This is a genomic window from Allobacillus salarius, assembly GCF_007559425.1.
Classification (GTDB): Bacteria; Bacillota; Bacilli; order Bacillales; family Alkalibacillaceae; genus Allobacillus; species Allobacillus salarius.
This window is the reverse complement of the sequence record NZ_VMHE01000004.1, coordinates 46,912-65,456: the sequence shown is the minus strand read 5'-3', so window position 1 is coordinate 65,456 and position 18,545 is coordinate 46,912. Positions and strand designations below refer to the sequence as shown.

General features: G+C 38.9%; 16 protein-coding genes. All 16 read left to right on the top strand.

The window, feature by feature from the left end:
* Positions 1–55 precede the first annotated feature (55 nt).
* The 16 genes from FPQ13_RS04190 to FPQ13_RS04115 all read left to right on the top strand — a co-directional run bounded on the left by FPQ13_RS04190 (position 56) and on the right by FPQ13_RS04115 (position 18,542).
* Positions 56–529 carry a DUF441 domain-containing protein gene (locus tag FPQ13_RS04190; RefSeq protein WP_144088071.1) on the top strand — a complete coding sequence of 158 codons (474 nt, stop codon included), beginning with the start codon at positions 56–58 and terminating at the stop codon, positions 527–529.
* 207 nt (positions 530–736) lie between these two features.
* A complete protein-coding gene (gene citZ / locus FPQ13_RS04185) occupies positions 737–1,852 on the top strand; it encodes a citrate synthase (RefSeq protein WP_144088070.1) in 1,116 nt (371 codons plus the stop codon).
* A 127-nt stretch (positions 1,853–1,979) separates the two neighbouring features.
* Complete coding sequence (gene icd, locus FPQ13_RS04180; RefSeq protein ID WP_144088069.1) at positions 1,980–3,251, top strand: NADP-dependent isocitrate dehydrogenase; 1,272 nt, start codon at positions 1,980–1,982, stop codon at positions 3,249–3,251.
* Positions 3,252–3,313: 62 nt separating this feature from the next.
* Entirely contained in the window at positions 3,314–4,261 is a 948-nt protein-coding gene (gene mdh / locus FPQ13_RS04175; protein ID WP_144088068.1) for a malate dehydrogenase, read from the top strand.
* Between the two features lie 121 nt (positions 4,262–4,382).
* Positions 4,383–4,634: a DUF2188 domain-containing protein gene (locus tag FPQ13_RS04170; protein ID WP_144088067.1), complete on the top strand. Its 252-nt coding sequence runs from the start codon at positions 4,383–4,385 to the stop codon at positions 4,632–4,634.
* 219 nt (positions 4,635–4,853) lie between these two features.
* On the top strand, positions 4,854–5,279 hold the full coding sequence (locus tag FPQ13_RS04165; protein WP_144088066.1) for a YugN family protein: 426 nt from the start codon (positions 4,854–4,856) through the stop codon (positions 5,277–5,279).
* 165 nt (positions 5,280–5,444) lie between these two features.
* Positions 5,445–7,496: a thioredoxin domain-containing protein gene (locus FPQ13_RS04160; protein WP_144088065.1), complete on the top strand. Its 2,052-nt coding sequence runs from the start codon at positions 5,445–5,447 to the stop codon at positions 7,494–7,496.
* Between the two features lie 154 nt (positions 7,497–7,650).
* Positions 7,651–8,334, top strand: a complete 684-nt coding sequence (locus FPQ13_RS04155) for a response regulator transcription factor (RefSeq protein WP_144088064.1) — start codon at positions 7,651–7,653, stop codon at positions 8,332–8,334.
* 3 nt (positions 8,335–8,337) lie between these two features.
* On the top strand, positions 8,338–10,044 hold the full coding sequence (gene pnpS / locus FPQ13_RS04150; protein WP_144088063.1) for a two-component system histidine kinase PnpS: 1,707 nt from the start codon (positions 8,338–8,340) through the stop codon (positions 10,042–10,044).
* A 30-nt stretch (positions 10,045–10,074) separates the two neighbouring features.
* The gene (polA, locus tag FPQ13_RS04145; protein WP_144088062.1) at positions 10,075–12,708 is read left to right on the top strand and encodes a DNA polymerase I; all 2,634 of its coding nucleotides are present in this window, start codon (positions 10,075–10,077) and stop codon (positions 12,706–12,708) included.
* A 60-nt stretch (positions 12,709–12,768) separates the two neighbouring features.
* Entirely contained in the window at positions 12,769–13,599 is an 831-nt protein-coding gene (mutM, locus tag FPQ13_RS04140; protein WP_144088061.1) for a DNA-formamidopyrimidine glycosylase, read from the top strand.
* Between the two features lie 107 nt (positions 13,600–13,706).
* Positions 13,707–14,324 carry a manganese efflux pump gene (locus FPQ13_RS04135; RefSeq protein WP_144088060.1) on the top strand — a complete coding sequence of 206 codons (618 nt, stop codon included), beginning with the start codon at positions 13,707–13,709 and terminating at the stop codon, positions 14,322–14,324.
* A gap of 8 nt (positions 14,325–14,332) precedes the next feature.
* A complete protein-coding gene (gene coaE, locus FPQ13_RS04130) occupies positions 14,333–14,947 on the top strand; it encodes a dephospho-CoA kinase (protein ID WP_144088059.1) in 615 nt (204 codons plus the stop codon).
* A gap of 110 nt (positions 14,948–15,057) precedes the next feature.
* Entirely contained in the window at positions 15,058–16,113 is a 1,056-nt protein-coding gene (locus tag FPQ13_RS04125; protein WP_144088058.1) for a glyceraldehyde-3-phosphate dehydrogenase, read from the top strand.
* 578 nt (positions 16,114–16,691) lie between these two features.
* Positions 16,692–17,156: a transcriptional regulator NrdR gene (nrdR, locus tag FPQ13_RS04120; RefSeq protein WP_144088057.1), complete on the top strand. Its 465-nt coding sequence runs from the start codon at positions 16,692–16,694 to the stop codon at positions 17,154–17,156.
* An 18-nt stretch (positions 17,157–17,174) separates the two neighbouring features.
* Positions 17,175–18,542 (top strand): replication initiation and membrane attachment family protein, encoded by a 1,368-nt coding sequence (locus tag FPQ13_RS04115; protein ID WP_144088056.1) that lies wholly within the window; start codon positions 17,175–17,177, stop codon positions 18,540–18,542.
* Positions 18,543–18,545: the final 3 nt, after the last annotated feature.

The following is an 18,545-nucleotide window of genomic DNA, read 5'->3' as shown; positions in this document are numbered from 1 at the left end:
ATGAAAAGTTCGTGCAAATGGATGAAGTGAAGCTTCAATAAAGAGGTGAATGATCGTGTTTTCATCATCAACAATATTTTTACTTATTTTATTAGCGCTCGGATTTATCGCTAAAAACCAAGCGATTTTAATTGCCGTCTATATTTTATTAGGCATTAAATTGTTCAAGCTGGAAGATCGGGTCTTTCCCTTTCTAGAAGCGAAAGGTATGTTTATCGGTGTTGTCATTATTACAGTTGCAGTACTCGTTCCCATCGCTGCAGGTGAAATAGGGTTTGCCGATCTAGCGAGTAGTTTTAAATCGTATTATGCATGGATTGCTGTTCTTGCAGGAATCTTTGTGGCCTATGTTGCAAAGGACGGATTGACGTTGTTAGCGAACGAACCACACTTGACAACAGCCCTGATTCTCGGAACGATTCTTGCTGTTGTGTTTTTCCAAGGAATCGCTGTTGGACCATTAATTGGCGCGGGAATTGCATACCTTGCTATGCGTGTTGTCGATTCGATGGTTGGATTGTTTAGCTAAAGCTTGTATCCAACTAAATAACACCTACATACATCATTGTATGAACCAATTGTCCAAGCTATGAAGCTAAATACTTCTAAGTATTTTAAAAAATTTCACATTCAGTCGGAATTTGTTTATAATGGTATGTGGAAGATATACTAGCATTCCGATAGAATTAAATGTGTTCATACACATTTTGACAAAAAGAAAAAGGAGAGAGATACGATGTCAAACACTAAGGGACTTGAAGGAATTGTAGCAACAGAATCGTCTATTAGCTCGATCATTGATGATAAGCTTACCTATGTGGGTTACGATATTGATGATCTTGCAGAAAACTCAAGTTTCGAAGAAGTAGTTTACCTTCTTTGGAATCAAAAGCTACCTACAAAAGATGAATTAGACAAATTCAAAAACGATTTAGCAGAGAATATGAATATCCCTTCTGAAATCGTTGATCACTTGAAATCGTATGATTTGAAAACGGTTCATCCGATGGCAGCATTGCGTACGGCCGTTTCTATGCTTGGTTTGTATGACGACGAAGCAGATACGATGGATGAAGAAGCAAACCGTCGTAAAGCTGTTCGTTTACAAGCAAAGATCTCTACTATTGTTACTGCTTTTGCAAGAATTCGGAACGGAAAAGATCCGGTTGCACCGAAAAAAGAATACAGCTATGCGGAAAACTTCCTATATATGTTAAATGGTGAGGAGCCAAAAGACATTGAAGTTGAAGCATTTAACAAAGCATTAGTTTTACATGCTGATCACGAATTGAACGCATCTACATTCACAGCGCGTGTTTGTGTAGCAACACTTTCTGATGTTTACTCTGGTGTTACTGCAGCAATCGGAGCACTGAAAGGACCACTTCACGGTGGTGCAAATGAGCGCGTTATGGCGATGCTTTCTGAAATTGGTGAAGTCGACAATGCCATTCCACATATTGAGAAAAAGCTTGAAAACAAAGAAAAAATTATGGGAATGGGCCACAGAGTATATAAAAATGGCGATCCACGTGCCAAGCACTTGAAAGAAATGTCCAAGCAATTAACAGAAATTGCTGGTGAAACGAAATGGTACGAAATGTCTATTAAAATTGAAGACTATATTAAAGAAAACAAAGGATTACCTGCAAACGTTGATTTCTATTCAGCGTCTGTATATCATAGTCTTGGGATCGACCATGATCTCTTCACACCAATTTTCGCAGTAAGCCGCGTATCTGGTTGGTTGGCACACATTCTTGAACAGTATGCTGATAACCGCTTGATTCGCCCAAGAGCTGAATGGGTAGGTCCAAGCAAACAGAAGTATGTACCACTTAATGAGCGCTAAGTAGCGATCGAATTAAGGTACTATAGATTATTCAAAAGCCGGACTTTCCGGCTTTTGTGATGTTGTCTGGATTTTTCAACAATTTTCAGATAACAAAAACGGATGTAAAAAATGAGGAGGTATTTCAATGACACAAGGTGAAAAAATTACAGTAGAAAATGGAAAAATGAATGTTCCAAATCATGCAATCATTCCATATATCGAAGGAGATGGAACTGGTCCAGACATTTGGGCTGCAGCTTCACGAGTATTAGAGCAAGCTGTTGAAAAAGCATACAACGGCGAAAAGAAAATTGTTTGGAAAGAAGTACTTGCTGGTCAGAAAGCATATGACAAAACTGGTGAGTGGCTACCAAACGAAACTTTAGAAACAATTCGTGATTACAAAATTGCGATTAAAGGTCCATTGACTACACCGATTGGTGGAGGAATTCGTTCTCTAAACGTTGCACTACGTCAAGAGCTTGACCTATTTACTTGCCTACGTCCTGTTCGTTATTTCGAAGGGGTACCTTCTCCGGTTAAGCATCCTGAAGATGTAGACATGCAAATCTTCCGTGAAAACACTGAAGATATTTATGCGGGTATTGAGTGGCAAGAAGGAACAGACGAAGTGAAAAAAGTAATTGACTTCATCCAAAACGAAATGGGTGTAGACAAAATTCGTTTCCCTGAAACTTCTGGTATCGGAATTAAGCCAGTATCCAAAGAAGGTACTGAGCGCTTGGTGCGTGCAGCAATCGAGTATGCACTAAACGAAGGCAAAAAATCCGTTACGCTCGTTCACAAAGGAAACATCATGAAGTTTACTGAAGGTTCTTTCAAGAGCTGGGGTTATGAACTAGCTGAACGTGAATATGGCGACAAAGTATTCACTTGGAACGAATACGATGCGATTGTTGAAGAAAAAGGTCGCGAAGAAGCTGACAAAGCGCAGAAAGAAGCACAAGATGCTGGTAAAATCATCGTTAAAGATGCAATTGCAGACATCTTCTTGCAGCAAATCCTAACTCGTCCAAAAGAGTTCGAAGTCGTTGCGACAATGAACCTAAATGGCGACTACATTTCTGACGCGCTAGCTGCACAAGTTGGTGGAATTGGTATTGCTCCAGGAGCGAACATCAACAACGACACAGGCCATGCAATCTTTGAAGCGACTCACGGTACTGCTCCAAAATATGCTGGCATGGACAAAGTAAATCCATCTTCAGTCATCTTGTCAGGTACATTGATGCTTGACCACCTAGGCTGGAGAGAAGCTAGTGAGCTAATCGCAAAAGCGATGGATAAAACGATTGCAAGCAAAGTCGTTACTTATGACTTCGCTCGCTTGATGGATAACGCAACAGAAGTTAAAACTTCTGAGTTCGCTGATGAACTAATCAAAAACATGGGTTAATGTTTCTTTGAATGTGGAAAGCTAGAATCAATTGGTTGAAATCAAATTGAGGGAGGCTTTAGATGACAATCAAGCGTAGGAAAGTCTCAGTCATCGGTGCCGGATTCACAGGTGCAACAGCTGCTTTGATGGTTGCTCAAAAGGAATTAGCTGACGTTGTTTTAGTCGATATTCCAGACATGGAAGACCCGACTAAAGGTAAGGCTCTAGATATGTTAGAAGCAAGTCCTGTTCAACGATTTGATGCAAAAATTGTTGGCACATCGAATTATGCTGACACACAAGATTCTGATGTCGTCATCATTACAGCAGGAATTGCTAGAAAACCTGGAATGAGTCGAGATGATCTTGTAGCGACAAACTCTAAAATTATGAAATCTGTAACACAAGAAATTATGAAGTACTCCAAGGAGCCGATTATTCTCGTGTTAACGAACCCAGTTGATGCGATGACCTATACCGTATACCAAACAGCTGGTTTACCTAAAAACCGGATCATCGGTCAGTCTGGTGTGTTAGATACAGCGCGTTTTCGCACATTCATCGCTGAAGAGCTGGATATTTCCGTAAAGGATGTTTCTGGATTCGTTCTAGGTGGGCATGGTGATGACATGGTGCCAATGCTTCGTTACTCTCACGCAGGAGGGATTCCATTAGAGAAACTCATTTCAAAACAACGCCTTGATGAGATTGTGGAACGTACACGAAAAGGCGGCGGTGAAATCGTAGGGTTACTCGGAAATGGTTCAGCATACTATGCCCCTGCTGCTGCGTTGACAGAGATGACAGAAGCAATTCTGAAAGATCAGCGACGAATTTTACCTGCAATCGCTTATCTCGAAGGAGAATACGGCTACAAGGATATGTATTTAGGAGTACCGACAATTCTCGGTGGTAGCGGACTCGAGAAAATTATAGAGCTTGATTTGACAGATGAAGAAAAAACTCAATTAGATCAATCAGCACAATCCGTTCAGCAAGTAATGGACGTATTAAACAAAGATAATTAATCGTCATATGATCCACTTTGGAATGAATTTTCCAAGGTGGATTTTTTATGTTTTCCAAATTGTGATTCGGGTATCGACTAATGCAACATGAATTTTCAATCAACTAAAGGAGGTTTTAAATATGTCTGAACAAGAACGACAAGAGTTTTTTAAAGAAAGAGCAGGTACGGAAGATGCAAGGTTTCACGTTGTACCGTCTGAAGAAGAATGGGCAGTGAAAGAAGAGGGCAAGGAAGAACCAGAATATACAACGGATTCGAAAGATGAGGCGATTGAAAAAGCAATTGAACTTGCTGATGAAAATGACACAATTGCTTATGTTCACAGTTCTTCAGGAGAGATTGAAGAGCAATATAATTATGAAACAAAGTAAAATAGTATTCTAAGGGTTAAAATGAAATCGTTATTGCTCGGGAAATATATGGCAGTTAGAGTCGCGTTAAACTAACTTGAAAAAAATATATTTTCCCGAGTTGTTTTCTTTACTGAGACACATTTAATACATACCAAAAGTTTCATGAATTCCGGTATGTTTCCACTGAATCAACCAATACTATGACCAACATAAACTATATAGTAAAGGTGGATTCAAATGATTGAACTGGATACTCAGCTTGAAGGTAAGCGAACGTTTTTTGGAAACATGCTTTCGGAAGCGAAAAGGCTTAAATTTACACTCGGTGGTTGCTGGGACTATGACCGTGGCTGCATTGACTCAATTTTATGGCGAGAAGCTGGTGAAACGATCTACTTGCGTATGCCTTTTCAAGTGATTGATGGAGAACTCGATCGCCCCAATGCATTAATTGAATTTGAAAAACCGTATGTCATTAAACATGTTGTCAATATCGGTTTGGAGAAAGATGCCAATGCTTTGGCAACTATTTCAGGTTTGGGTCAATTTCAAAAACCTCTAGACACGGACGGAAAGATTCATGATAAAAATGAATGGGAAGAAAATGGCGAACAAGCTGTAGAACAAATCGTGTCACACATTAACTTTTTGGAAGAGGTTTAAGAAAGAGAATAGCTTTGTTGGTTAGGGCATTCACCATTGTAACTGATGGGTGAATGCCTGTTTTCTATTTTGAAGTCTATCGGTTGATTGGGCGTCTTTATAACGTGATAAGATAATAGGAGAAGAGAAACGACTCGCTAAAATAAATTATTGGAGTGTCAGCATATGCATAAACCCAATCGTCTAATCAATGAAAAATCACCTTACCTCCTACAACATGCATATAACCCAGTTGATTGGTATCCGTGGGGTGAAGAAGCATTCGATCAAGCGAAAAAAGAAAACAAACCCATTTTTTTATCAATCGGATATTCAACCTGTCATTGGTGTCACGTCATGGCACATGAAAGTTTCGAAGATGAAGAAACAGCTAAGCTACTAAATGAACGTTTCATTTCGATTAAAGTTGACCGGGAAGAACGACCGGATGTCGATTCGGTTTATATGAAAATCTGTCAACAGATGACAGGGCACGGTGGGTGGCCTATGTCCGTCTTTATGACACCGGATCATATCCCGTTTTATGCAGGGACTTATTTTCCACCAAAAGGTCGTTATGGATTACCGAGCTTTCAAGATGTCGTGAAGCAATTATATGAAACGTATCAAAATGATCCTAAGCAAATTAAAGACGTTACCGCAAGTGTCGAGCGAGCGATTGAGCGTTCTCAATTGAAAGCATCTGAACAACGATTGGATCAAACCGCTGTACACAGAGGATATGAACTGTTTACTCGATTGTATGACGAAACATATGGAGGTTTCGGCGGGGCACCTAAGTTTCCAGCACCTCAAAACATCTTGTTTTTACTTAACTATTATAATCAGACGAATAATGAACAGGCATTGCAAATGGCGGAACATACGCTTCAAGCAATGGCTAATGGTGGTTTGTGGGACCATGTCGGTTTTGGCTTTACACGTTATGCGACAGATGAAAAGTGGCTCGTTCCACATTTTGAGAAAATGCTGTATGATCAGGCATTTTTGTTGATGGCCTATACGGAGGCTTATCAAGTAACGCGTAATCCTTTTTACCAACAAATTAGTGAGCAGATTATTCAATTTGTAAAAAGAGAAATGACGAGTGAAGAAGGCTTCTTCTATTCAGGCATTGATGCCGATTCAGAAGGACAAGAAGGAAAATATTACGTTTGGTCTTATGAAGAGGTATATCAAATCTTGGGCGAGCAGCTAGGTGATTTATATACAGATGCTTACCAAATAACGAAACAGGGTAATTTTGAAGGAAAGAATATTCCTCATCTGATTGACGTAGATTTAAAACAAGTCGCTGAACGTCATCAGTTGTCGGTTCATGAAATAAGTAAACAATTGGAGGAAGCACGCAATCTGCTCTTAAATGAAAGAGAAAAACGAATTTATCCGCATGTGGATGATAAAATGCTAACCTCCTGGAATGCGATGATGATTACTGCGTTACTTAAAGCAGCAAAGGCATACCAACAACCTGAATATACCGACATGGCATCTCAAGCGCTTACGTTCATTGAAGAAAATATGTATCAAAATAGTCGTTTAATGGCCAGATACCGAGAAAAAGATGTTAAATACAAGGCTTACTTAGATGACTATGCTTATTTAGCCTGGGCCTACTTGGAATACTATGAAATTGATTTCGACTTGACGTATTTACAAATAGCGAAGCAATTGATGGATGAACTATTCACGTTGTTTTGGGATGACCAAGAAGGCGGGTTTTTCTTTTATGGTGACGATGGTGAAACATTGATCGACCGTGAAAAGGAAATCCAAGAAGGAGCCATCCCATCAGGAAACAGTGTTGCAGGCGTACTATTAGCCCGCTTAGGATCCTTGACGGGTGAGTCTAATTATATTGAAAAACTTGAAGCGATGTATCATTTATTTTATCCAACCGTTCAAAAACATCCGTATGTCACAAGCTTTTTCTTGCAAAGTTTACTCATGACTGATTTTCCGTCAAAAGAAATAGTTTTATTAGGGAATAAGGAAGCAGATAGTTTTAATGAGTTCATTCAGCATTATCAACAAAGCTACAACCCACAACTATCATTGATTGCTGGTAATGCAACAGAGCTAGTGAAAGTGGCACCTTTTGCGGAAGGTTATAGACAGATCAATGGTCAAACGACAATATTTGTGTGTGAAAACTTCTCCTGTCAAGTGCCGACGACCGATTATAAGGATGTCATTGATCAGTTATTTGGAAATTAGTTTCCTCATTCATTTCAAATAAAAAATGGAGCATCGTGTTTATGGATGTTCCATTTTCGTTTCTTTTTGTCACGGATGACCCGACTTCTTATTACTTTTCAAACTAGTGAATTATCGATATGATAAATATAAAAGAATAGTAGGGGTTGACTTGATGGGCCAGCGTATTTTGATTGTCGATGATGAGGATTCGATCACTACATTAATTGAATATAATTTAGAGCAAGAAGGATTTGAAACTGTCGTCTATCAAGATGGAAAGCAAGCATACGAAGCGGCGAAAAATGAAGACTTTGATCTCATTGTATTGGACTTGATGCTTCCGTCGATGGACGGCATGGAGATCTGTCAAAAGTTACGGCAGGATAATATTCACACACCAATCATTATGTTAACGGCCAAGCGTCATGAGCAGGATATGATCACTGGACTTGAATATGGTGCAGATGATTATATGACGAAGCCCTTTAGTCCTAAAGAATTGGTGACCCGCGTAAAAGTTGTTTTGAGACGAACGCAGCCGGTGGAGGAGTCAGGAAAACAAATTCGACTGGCTCATATTCGTGTAGATCCAGAAACATATGAAGTATTTAAAGAAGATGAACTCGTTGAATTTACAAAAAAAGAGTTTGATTTACTAATCTATTTAGTGAAACGAAAAAACAAACCGGTTCCGCGTGCCGATTTGCTAAAAGATGTTTGGGATTTTGACTTCGTTGGAGATACAAGAATCGTCGATGTACATATTAGCCATCTGCGTGAAAAACTGGAGTTAGATCCTAAAAAACCAACATTGATAAAAACGGTCAGAGGAATTGGTTATAAAATTGAGGGATAAAACATGACGAAAAGCCGAAAAGCTGGAAACCGAAATACGTTATATATTTATATTTTATTAATCATTGCTTTTTTTGCTGTGCTTGGCTATGTATTCTCTCAAATTGCACAGCACTATGTCGTTCAGTCTACTGAACAACAACTGAATAACGATGCAAACTTTATCGGTGAGCAACTCGAGGATGAGGCAGACCGTCGACGTTTGAACAGTGAGGACCTCAATTATTATGCCGAATACTTTCAAGTAGATTTATATTACCAAGATCACCAACAAGAATTGTCTACATTTGTTCCTGACAACGATGACTTTTTAGAAGTTCTTCGTGGTCAGGCATCAGAAGCCGGGTATCTGTTGGAAAATGATCGGTTAATTTATCGTTATACTGTTTCTGACAACACGACCTTAGTTGTCGTCAGCGAAGAATTACCTATCCGCGAACTGCAATGGACGGTTTGGCTACTTGTCAGCATATTAGCTACGTTAGTCATTGCTTTTCTATGGAGTTTCGGAAACCGTTTATATGATAGTTATGTCATGCCAATCCGAAAGGCGGCAGATACAGCGGAACGGCTAGTCGAAGGAGATTATCAAGTGAGAATTCATGATGCTCCCTATGGGATTGCCTCTGAATTGAGTCATTCGATTAACCGTTTAGCTCGAAACCTGGAGTACATTACAGGAAAATACGAGAATCAAAATGACCGTTTGAATACAGTTGTCAATAATATGGTGAGCGGAGTCTTATTAGTGAACGATAAAGGCATCACACGATTGATTAATGATGCGTTCATCGAATATTTCTCTGTTCAAGAGAAAAAGATTATCGGTGAGGTTTACTACGAGGTCATTGATCATGAACAATTAAATGAATTGATTCAAGAAGCTATTTTTACAGAAGAGAAAAAGCATGCGCAAATTAAAACACAAGGCCATTATTTTGACGTACATGTCGCGCCGATTAAGAATGCAGATGATACGTGGAAAGGTATTGTCGTCGTCTGTCATGACATTACACAAATAAAGCAAGTTGAGAATGTACGGAAAGACTTTGTTGCCAACGTCTCACATGAATTGAGAACGCCATTGACCTCCATGCAAGGTTTTGCAGAAACATTGTTAGAACAGAAAGTGGATGAACAGAAAGCGAATGAATTTTTGAAGATTATTGAAAAAGAAAGCAAGCGCTTGAATAATCTTGTTGAAGATTTATTGGATTTAGCTTTACTTGAAAAAGATTCATTTCAACTGGAGAAAACGGAATTTCGTTTAAAAATGTTAATGGATGAAGTTCATCAAGTTGTTGAAGATAAAATAGTGGAAAAAAATATAAAAACAGAGGTTCATGTACCGGAGGATTTAACGGTCTTTGCAGACTACCATCGTTGGTATCAATTAGTATTGAACTTATATGTAAATGCTGTTCAATATACGGATGAAGGTGGATCTATTGAATGGACGATCGATCAAACGGACGAAGAAATCATCTTAAGAATTAAAGATAATGGAATTGGTATACCAAAGGAAAAACTTCACCGCATTTTTGAAAGGTTTTACCGGGTCGATCAAGCAAGAAGCCGACAATCCGGCGGGACTGGCTTAGGATTATCGATTGTTAAGCATATCGTTGAAGTACATGAGGGCGAGATTGAGATTGATAGTACGTTCGGTGAAGGAACGGAAATTACTGTTCATTTGCCTAGAAACAAGTAAGAATTGAGAAATAGAAAATGAGGTGCTTGAATGGCTGATGAAGTTATTTTAATTGACGGGAACAGTGTCTTGTATCGGGCGTTTTTCGCGTTGCCTCTCTTGAGTAATGATCAAGGGGTTCACACGAATGCCGTTTATGGTTTTACGACGATGCTTTTGAAGGTATTAGAAGAAAAAAAGCCAGAGAGTATATTGGTTGCCTTCGATGCAGGAAAAACGACTTTCCGTCATGAGACGTACAAAGAGTATAAAGGTGGAAGACAAAAAACGCCACCAGAACTCTCTGAACAATTTTTAATTGTGCGTCAGTTACTAGATGCATTCGGAATTAAACATTATGAATTGGACCAGTATGAAGCGGATGATATTATTGGAACGATTTCAAAGCAGGCATCCGAGCAAAAAAAGCATACGAACATCATTACAGGTGATAAAGACTTATTGCAGTTAGCTGATGATTATACAACCGTATCGATCTCTAAAAAAGGAACATCTGATTTAGAAGCCTACACACCAGCAACAATTCCTGAAAAAATGGGTGTTTCTAGAGAACAGTTAATCGACTTCAAAGCTTTAATGGGTGATCCTTCAGATAATATCCCAGGAGTCGCTGGTGTCGGGCAGAAAACAGCGGCAAAACTGTTGAACCAGTTTGACACACTCGAAAACATCTATGAAAATCTAGAAGAAATAAGCGGTAAAAAATTAAAAGAAAATCTAACGAATCATAAAGAAGATGCATTCATGAGTAAAGAGTTAGTGACAATCGATCGAAATTCGCCGATTGAAATCAGTGTCGATGACATCGTTTATCCGGGCTATGAGACACAGAAAGTAATTGAAGTTTTTAAAGCTTACGGATTTAACTCATTAATGGACCGAATTGACGGGGAAGCAAGCGAAGAGCCGGTTGAGCGTGCTGAGGTGAGCTTTCAAAAGATCAGTGAGTTTGATGATGCTATCCTTAGCCCGAAAGAAAATATTTTCATTATGGAGTCATGGGAAGAAAACTATCATTCATCCGATATAGTTGGTTTTTCTTTATCCAATGAAACCGGGCATTATTTCATCCCGACAGATATCGCACTTGAATCAACGCAGTTCGTTGACTGGCTTAAGAATCCAGAAAAGAAGAAAATCGTCAGTGATTCAAAAGCGATGAAAGTTGCTCTTGCTTGGAAAGGTATTGAAGTGGAAGGCATTATATTCGATTTATTGCTCGCTTCATATATCGTCAATCCGCAAAACTCTGCACATGATTTGCCGGGTGTTGCGACATTTTATGGTATCCACGATACTTCGTTTGACGAAGAGATTTATGGAAAAGGTGCTAAACGAAAGCTTCCAGATGAAGACGTATATGCAGAACATATTGTACGCAAAGCCTATGTAGGCCATCAACTGTATGAAATACTACAAAACGAACTGCAAGAAAATGAACAAGAAAATCTATTTCATGAATTAGAAATGCCACTATCCATTATTTTAGGTGAAATGGAATATATCGGCGTCCGAACAGATGTCGAGCGTTTGAAAGAAATGAAGGATGATCTGGACTTACGTTTACAAGAGATTGAGAAAAGAATTCATGAACTGGCGGGACAAACATTTAACATCGATTCACCGAAGCAGCTTGGTGTCGTTCTATTTGAAGACTTAGGCTTACCAGTCATTAAAAAAACAAAGACAGGCTATTCTACAGCTGCTGATGTTCTTGAAAAATTACAACATGAGCATGAGATTGTCGATCAAATTCTTCTCTATCGACAGTTGCGTAAATTACAATCAACCTATTTAGAAGGTTTATTAAAAGTCGTATACAAAGATACGAATAAAATTCATACGCGTTTTAATCAAGTATTAACGCAAACAGGTCGCTTGAGCTCGGTAGACCCGAATTTACAAAACATACCGATTCGTTTGGAAGAAGGGCGTAAAATTCGCCAAGCATTCATTCCGTCTAAAGATGAATGGGTAATGCTTGCAGCCGATTATTCGCAAATCGAACTCCGAGTTTTAGCTCATATCTCTCAAGATGAAAAGTTAATTGAAGCATTCAGACAAGGGAAAGACATCCATACGCAAACAGCAAGTGAAGTGTTTAACGTCAAAGAAGATGAAGTAACATCGCTCATGAGGCGTCATGCAAAAGCGGTTAACTTCGGAATTGTTTATGGAATCAGTGATTATGGCTTAAGTCAAAGTTTGGGAATTTCCAGAAAAGAAGCCGGCGTGTTCATTAATACGTATTTGAATAGCTATCCAGGTGTTAAGCAGTATATGGAGGAAATCGTCAATCAAGCGAAACGTGACGGGTATGTTGAGACAATTATGAAACGACGCCGCTACTTGCCGGAAATTAACGCGCGTAACTTTAACCGTCGTAGCTTTGCCGAACGGACAGCTATGAACTCACCAATTCAAGGGAGTGCAGCCGATGTCATTAAGCAAGCGATGATTGATGTGAAACGAGCATTAGAAGACTCTGATATTCATGCAAATATGCTTTTGCAAGTTCATGACGAATTGATTTTTGAAGTGGCAAAAGAAGATGTCGACGCATTGAAAAAACTTGTGACGAGAGCTATGGAAAACACAGTTTCATTGGATGTACCATTAAGAGTCGATGCCTCTTATGGGGATACATGGTATGATGCTAAATAGCCTAAGTTCTAGAGATAAAAATTAGATAGAAGAGATCACGGAAGAGAGGAAGTACAACAATTGCCTGAACTACCAGAGGTGGAAACTGTTCGTCGTACGCTGGAACCGTTAATTAGCGGCACGACGATCAAGGACGTCGAAATTCATTATGCGAGGATTGTCAAAGAACCTGAAGATTCGGAAGCATTCAGGCATTTACTTATTGGTCAAGCCTTTCAGCAAATCGATCGACTAGGAAAGTTCTTATTATTTCGTCTAAATGATTACACACTTGTTTCCCATTTGAGAATGGAAGGAAAGTATGGCATTCATGAAGCTAATGAACCTAAAGATGCCCATACACATATTATTTTTACATTATCGAACGGGAAAGAACTTCGTTATCGTGATGTGCGTAAATTCGGTACGATGCACTTGAAGTCAAATGGAACAGAATTAACGACAGCACCGTTAAATAAACTCGGATTCGAGCCATTTGAAGAAGGGTTCTCACCAGAATATTTGCATGCTAAATTACGAAAAACAACACGTAAAATAAAACCTGCTTTACTCGATCAATCGATTGTCACAGGGCTAGGAAACATTTACGTTGATGAAGCATTGTTCTGGAGTAATCTTCATCCGGAGCGGATTTCCAATACATTGTCTATGCAAGAGTGTGAAAGATTGCATGAAATGATTATAAAAGTGTTGGAGGATGCAATCAAAGTCGGGGGTTCGTCTATTCGTTCTTATTTAAATTCGCTTGGTGAGATAGGCATGTTTCAGCTTCAGATTGCCGTTTACGGAAAAGAAGGCGAACCATGTAAAGTGTGTGGAACAGAGATTGAAAAAATTAAAGTTGGTGGACGTGGGACACATTTCTGCCCGGTTTGCCAACCAGCTCCATAAATAGTTTTAATTCCGGGTCAATTAGCGACCCGATAAATGAGCAACTCACATGAATAAAGCTCTTTTCATAAGATAGGTAGACCGCTTATGGAAGGAGCTACTTTTACATGAGCCCGTATTTCATCATGATATTACTAAGTTTTGCCGTAAGCTTCGATAGTTTCTTCTTCGGTTTCACCTTTCAGTTACGTTCCATTCAGCTACGTTTTCGTTTTGTTTGGCTGATTGGCTTAGTTACTGGTAGTTGCTTCGTGATCGGAAGTTGGCTTGGAAAGTACTTTCTATACGTGCTTCCATTTTCGTCTGAATCCATTGGTGGAATGATCTTTATCACCATTGGTCTCTGGGTGCTCTACCAATGGGCAACTGAACAAAAGGAAAAACTGAAATCCGTTGAGCCACCATGGACAATCGTTGATATATGGCGAGTATTAAAAGAGCCGCAAGAAGCGGATATCGACCGTTCTGGTTCCATCCGGGGAGTCGAAGTGTTCGTTGTTGCGTTAGCGCTATCACTTGATTCCTTCGCGACAGGTATAGGGACTACATTTACAACGATACCGATCTATCTGCTCGGACTTTTAGTAGGAATTTTTTCAAGCTTATTTTTACATGTCGGTGCATGGACAGGTAAATGGTTCAAACAATTTCATGCAACACATCTATTTGCATGGATTCCAGGAATGATTTTAATCGGAATAGGTATTTCATATTTTATAGGGTAGGGATTATGATGACACTAGTGGTTGGACTTACAGGTAGCATTGCAACAGGCAAATCAACGATATCCAATATGTTTAAAAGTGCAGCAATTCCAGTGATTGATGCCGATGCAATTGCGCGAGATGTAGTGAAGCCGGGTGAGCCTGCTTTTGAAAAGATTAAGGCACATTTCGGAAATGAAGTCATTGGAGCTGATGGAACACTTGACCGGAAACGGTTAGGGAATATTGTGTTCAATGATGCACAAAAACGTACAGAATTAAATCAAATCATTCATCCAGAGATCCGGAAAGAAATGCTAACACAACGAGATGAATTGGTTAAACAGGGTGTACCATTAGTCGTCATGGACATTCCTTTATTATTTGAAAGCAAGCTCTTTGATTACGTTGACCGCACGCTCGTCGTCTATATTCCGGAGAAGTTACAATTGGAACGGTTGATGGACAGGGATGGGAGTGCGAAGGAAGAAGCACAATCCCGCATAGATGCACAAATATCGATTGAAAAAAAGAAAGAAGAAGCCGATGCAATCATCAATAATAGTGGCACAATTGAAGAAAGCAAGCAGCAACTAAGTGACATTTTAACGAATTGGAACGTGCCCAATTTACTCAAAAACTAACATTTTCTTAAAACAATTTAAAATCCATCTTCCTTTTCGACATAAATGTGTTATACTATTTGTGGGATTTTCAAAATATGTATAACGTTTATGCCTTAGGAGGATGTAATATGACAACAACACGTATTGCAATCAACGGTTTTGGCCGGATTGGCCGCATGGTTTTTCGCCGTGTAATGAAAGAAGATCAATTAGAAGTAGTGGCAATAAATGCGAGTTATCCTGTTGAGACACTAGCTCATTTAATCAAGTATGATTCAAATCACGGAAAATATGATGGTGAAGTAAGTGTTGAAGATGATAAATTAGTGATAGATGGCCAATTGATTAGAACAGTTTCCAACCGTAATCCTGCAGAGCTACCATGGAAAGATTTAGGTATTGATGTAGTTATTGAAGCGACTGGAAAGTTTAATTCAAAAGAAAAAGCACAGCCTCATATCGATGCAGGCGCTAAAAAAGTAGTTTTAACAGCACCAGGTAAAGGTGGCGTCGATCGAACAATTGTAATGGGAGTTAACGAAGGCGATTACCAACCTGAAACAGACCATGTGATCTCGAATGCTTCTTGTACAACGAATTGCTTGGCACCTGTTGCGAAGATATTGGAAGATCGATTTGGGATTGAGAATGGTTTAATGACAACTGTTCACGCATTCACGAATGATCAGAAAAACTTAGATAACCCACATAAAGATCTACGTCGTGCACGTGGTGCGACTCAGTCAATTATCCCTACTTCAACTGGTGCAGCCAAAGCACTTGGCGAAGTAATGCCAACACTTCAAGGGAAATTGCATGGAATGGCACTTCGCGTTCCAACACCTAACGTTTCACTTGTAGACTTAGTTGTAGACGTCAAACAAGATGTTACAGTTGAACAAGTGAATCAAGCATTTTATGACGCAATGGAAGGTTCAATGAAAGGCATTCTATCTATTAATAAAGAACCACTAGTTTCAATGGATTATATGACGGATGCTCATTCTTCTATTGTAGATGGACTTTCAACGATTGTGATGGAAGACAGAAAAGTTAAAGTCCTTGCTTGGTACGATAATGAGTGGGGTTACTCTTGCCGGGTAGTAGACCTTGTGAAATACATTGCCGACGAAATGCCTTTGAATTCACTTGATACTAGAGCAAAAGAAAATGTTGATATTTAATTAGTAAGTAGATTAAAAAGATAGAAACCTGAACGATTTAACCATAAATCGTTCGGGTTTTTCTTTTATAGAGCTTCTAATCGATGATAGAGCCTAATTTTTGAATGCTATCGTTGATTAGAGCGCTTCTATTCGATGATAGAGTCCAATTTTTGAATGCTACCGTTGATTAGAGCACTTCTAATCGATGGTAGAGTAGAATTTCTGACCGCCACCCCTGATTAGAAAGCTCCTTTAATCGAAGTAGATACCAAATTACACGCTAGTTCGCTACGTCCGAACTGAAAAGAAAACACCACTTGCATCTAAGCGGGAAAAATCGAAAATCTTCTCAATTCTATTCGATTCGGTTTATATAAATCATTTATTCATTTAATGACCGCATGATAAGTAACTTTTCCAAATTTGACACCATGTCAATCCTATGGGATAAGTAGGTAGAAAGAAGAGTCGATAGATTTATGGATTGCTGGAGTTCTGCAACTAGTCAAGTGTCAAAAAACAACACTAAACTTTAGCAAAGTGATTTGTTATAATAAGAAGAATACTAGTAGAAGAATAAATTGGGGTGGCTATCGATGAAATGCCCAAATTGTGATTATAAAAGCACACGCGTACTGGACTCCCGACCGATTGATGAAGGTAAAACAATTCGTCGGAGAAGAGAATGCGATGAATGTTACTATCGTTTTACTACATTCGAACGCGTTGAGGAGATTCCGTTAATTGTTGTAAAAAAAGAGGGTATGAGAGAAGAGTTTTCTCGTGAGAAGCTCAAAAGAGGTTTATTGAAATCTTGTGAGAAAAGACCGGTGTCTGTCGATCAAGTCGAAAAGATTGCTTTCGATGTTGAACGAGAATTACGTAATCAAGGAAATTCCGAAGTCATGAGTAATGATATTGGCGAAATGATTATGGAGCGATTAGCGGATGTCGATGAAGTTGCTTATGTGCGCTTTGCTTCTGTGTATCGCCAATTTAAGGATATTAACGTCTTTATGAATGAATTGAACGAAATGATCCACCGCACGAAGAAAGAGTAGGTTTGGAGGTTATATGAAATGACAATGGAACGGATGAAGCATTTATTACCGAATGACCGGATGAAAGTTATACAGCAAGAAGTTTTTTTCACGGATGCTGATTCCGTTTTGACATTATTGTATCAACCTTTGATCGGTAGAGAAGCTGTTGCACTGTTTCAATTTTTAAAAGAAGAAGCAGCGAAACAAGCTTCTGACGCATCAGCTTCTCATCATTATGTGATGACGATGCTAAACATGGATTTGGATGAGTTTTATGAAGCGAGAAAAAGACTGGAAGCAATCGGACTGTTAAAAACATATAAAGAGTCATTAAGCTACACGACCTTTTATTATTTATTGCAGCCGCCGTTTTCTGCTAAAGGATTTTTCGCTGATTCGATGTATGCGGTCTTATTGGAACATCAAGTTGGACAAGATGTAGCCAATCAATTGAAAAGAAAATTAATACAACCGAAAAAACTACCGGATTCCGTACAACAGCTAACGACGTCATTCGATGAAGTGTTTACGACTGTTGCTCCGAAAGAAGAAGCGGAAGGGCCTACGGTTAAACAGGAAGAGCAATTTGAGGAATCAAGTTTGCCGGTAGATTGGTTGAAAAAAATGCTTTCACAACAACAGCTTCAACCAGAAACAATATTAACGCAATCGAATTTAATCTTCATGGAGAAAATGATCAAAATCTATGATGTAAACTTCTTGGAACTAGAAAAAGCAGTTATGTGGGCAGTGACTGAGGCATCAACGCTTGACCGGAAAGAGTTCCATGCGATGTGTAAAGATATTTATTATAAAAAACATGGAACGGTCCCACCAAGATTATATCGACAAAACGAACAGTCTACGGAAAAGCCACCAATTAATAAAAATAAAAGCACGAATACTTCCAATCAAAGCGAAAACCTTTCAAAAAAGGATAAATTAATTCATCACTTTGAAACGATCACCCATCGTCAACTTTTGGAAGACCAATCAAGTTCCGGCGTAGCTTCCATGAAAGAGATCGATATGATTACTGAAATGATGGAAACACATGGACTTGAACAACCGGTGATGAACGTCTTAGTGGATTATGTATTAAAACGAAATCAAAATAAATTAGCCAAAAATTATTTAGAAACGATTGCTGCCCATTGGAGTCGTGAAAAAATTACGACTGCTGAGCAAGCAATGGATATAGCGAAACGGGAACATCATATGTATCAAAAATGGCAACAGAAAAAACAAACACAAACGAAAAAATCGAATGAAGTTTTACCAAAATGGTTTAAAGAACAAAAAGAATCGAAGAAAAAACAACCAGTAAAGCAAGAGAAGTCAGCGGAAGAGTTAGAGAAAGATCGCCAAGAATTGGAACAATTTATAAAAAGCTTTCAAAAATAGCTG

Bases quoted from the DNA above. Each gene is read 5' to 3' on its own strand.
- FPQ13_RS04165 (WP_144088066.1), top strand. From the start codon at position 4,854: ATGATTGAACTGGATACTCAGCTTGAAGGTAAGCGAACGTTTTTTGGA.
- FPQ13_RS04160 (WP_144088065.1), top strand. From the start codon at position 5,445: ATGCATAAACCCAATCGTCTAATCAATGAAAAATCACCTTACCTCCTA.
- polA (WP_144088062.1), top strand. From the start codon at position 10,075: ATGGCTGATGAAGTTATTTTAATTGACGGGAACAGTGTCTTGTATCGG.
- pnpS (WP_144088063.1), top strand. From the start codon at position 8,338: ATGACGAAAAGCCGAAAAGCTGGAAACCGAAATACGTTATATATTTAT.
- coaE (WP_144088059.1), top strand. From the start codon at position 14,333: ATGACACTAGTGGTTGGACTTACAGGTAGCATTGCAACAGGCAAATCA.
- FPQ13_RS04135 (WP_144088060.1), top strand. From the start codon at position 13,707: ATGAGCCCGTATTTCATCATGATATTACTAAGTTTTGCCGTAAGCTTC.
- FPQ13_RS04115 (WP_144088056.1), top strand. From the start codon at position 17,175: ATGACAATGGAACGGATGAAGCATTTATTACCGAATGACCGGATGAAA.
- nrdR (WP_144088057.1), top strand. From the start codon at position 16,692: ATGAAATGCCCAAATTGTGATTATAAAAGCACACGCGTACTGGACTCC.
- mdh (WP_144088068.1), top strand. From the start codon at position 3,314: ATGACAATCAAGCGTAGGAAAGTCTCAGTCATCGGTGCCGGATTCACA.
- FPQ13_RS04155 (WP_144088064.1), top strand. From the start codon at position 7,651: ATGGGCCAGCGTATTTTGATTGTCGATGATGAGGATTCGATCACTACA.
- FPQ13_RS04125 (WP_144088058.1), top strand. From the start codon at position 15,058: ATGACAACAACACGTATTGCAATCAACGGTTTTGGCCGGATTGGCCGC.
- icd (WP_144088069.1), top strand. From the start codon at position 1,980: ATGACACAAGGTGAAAAAATTACAGTAGAAAATGGAAAAATGAATGTT.
- citZ (WP_144088070.1), top strand. From the start codon at position 737: ATGTCAAACACTAAGGGACTTGAAGGAATTGTAGCAACAGAATCGTCT.
- FPQ13_RS04170 (WP_144088067.1), top strand. From the start codon at position 4,383: ATGTCTGAACAAGAACGACAAGAGTTTTTTAAAGAAAGAGCAGGTACG.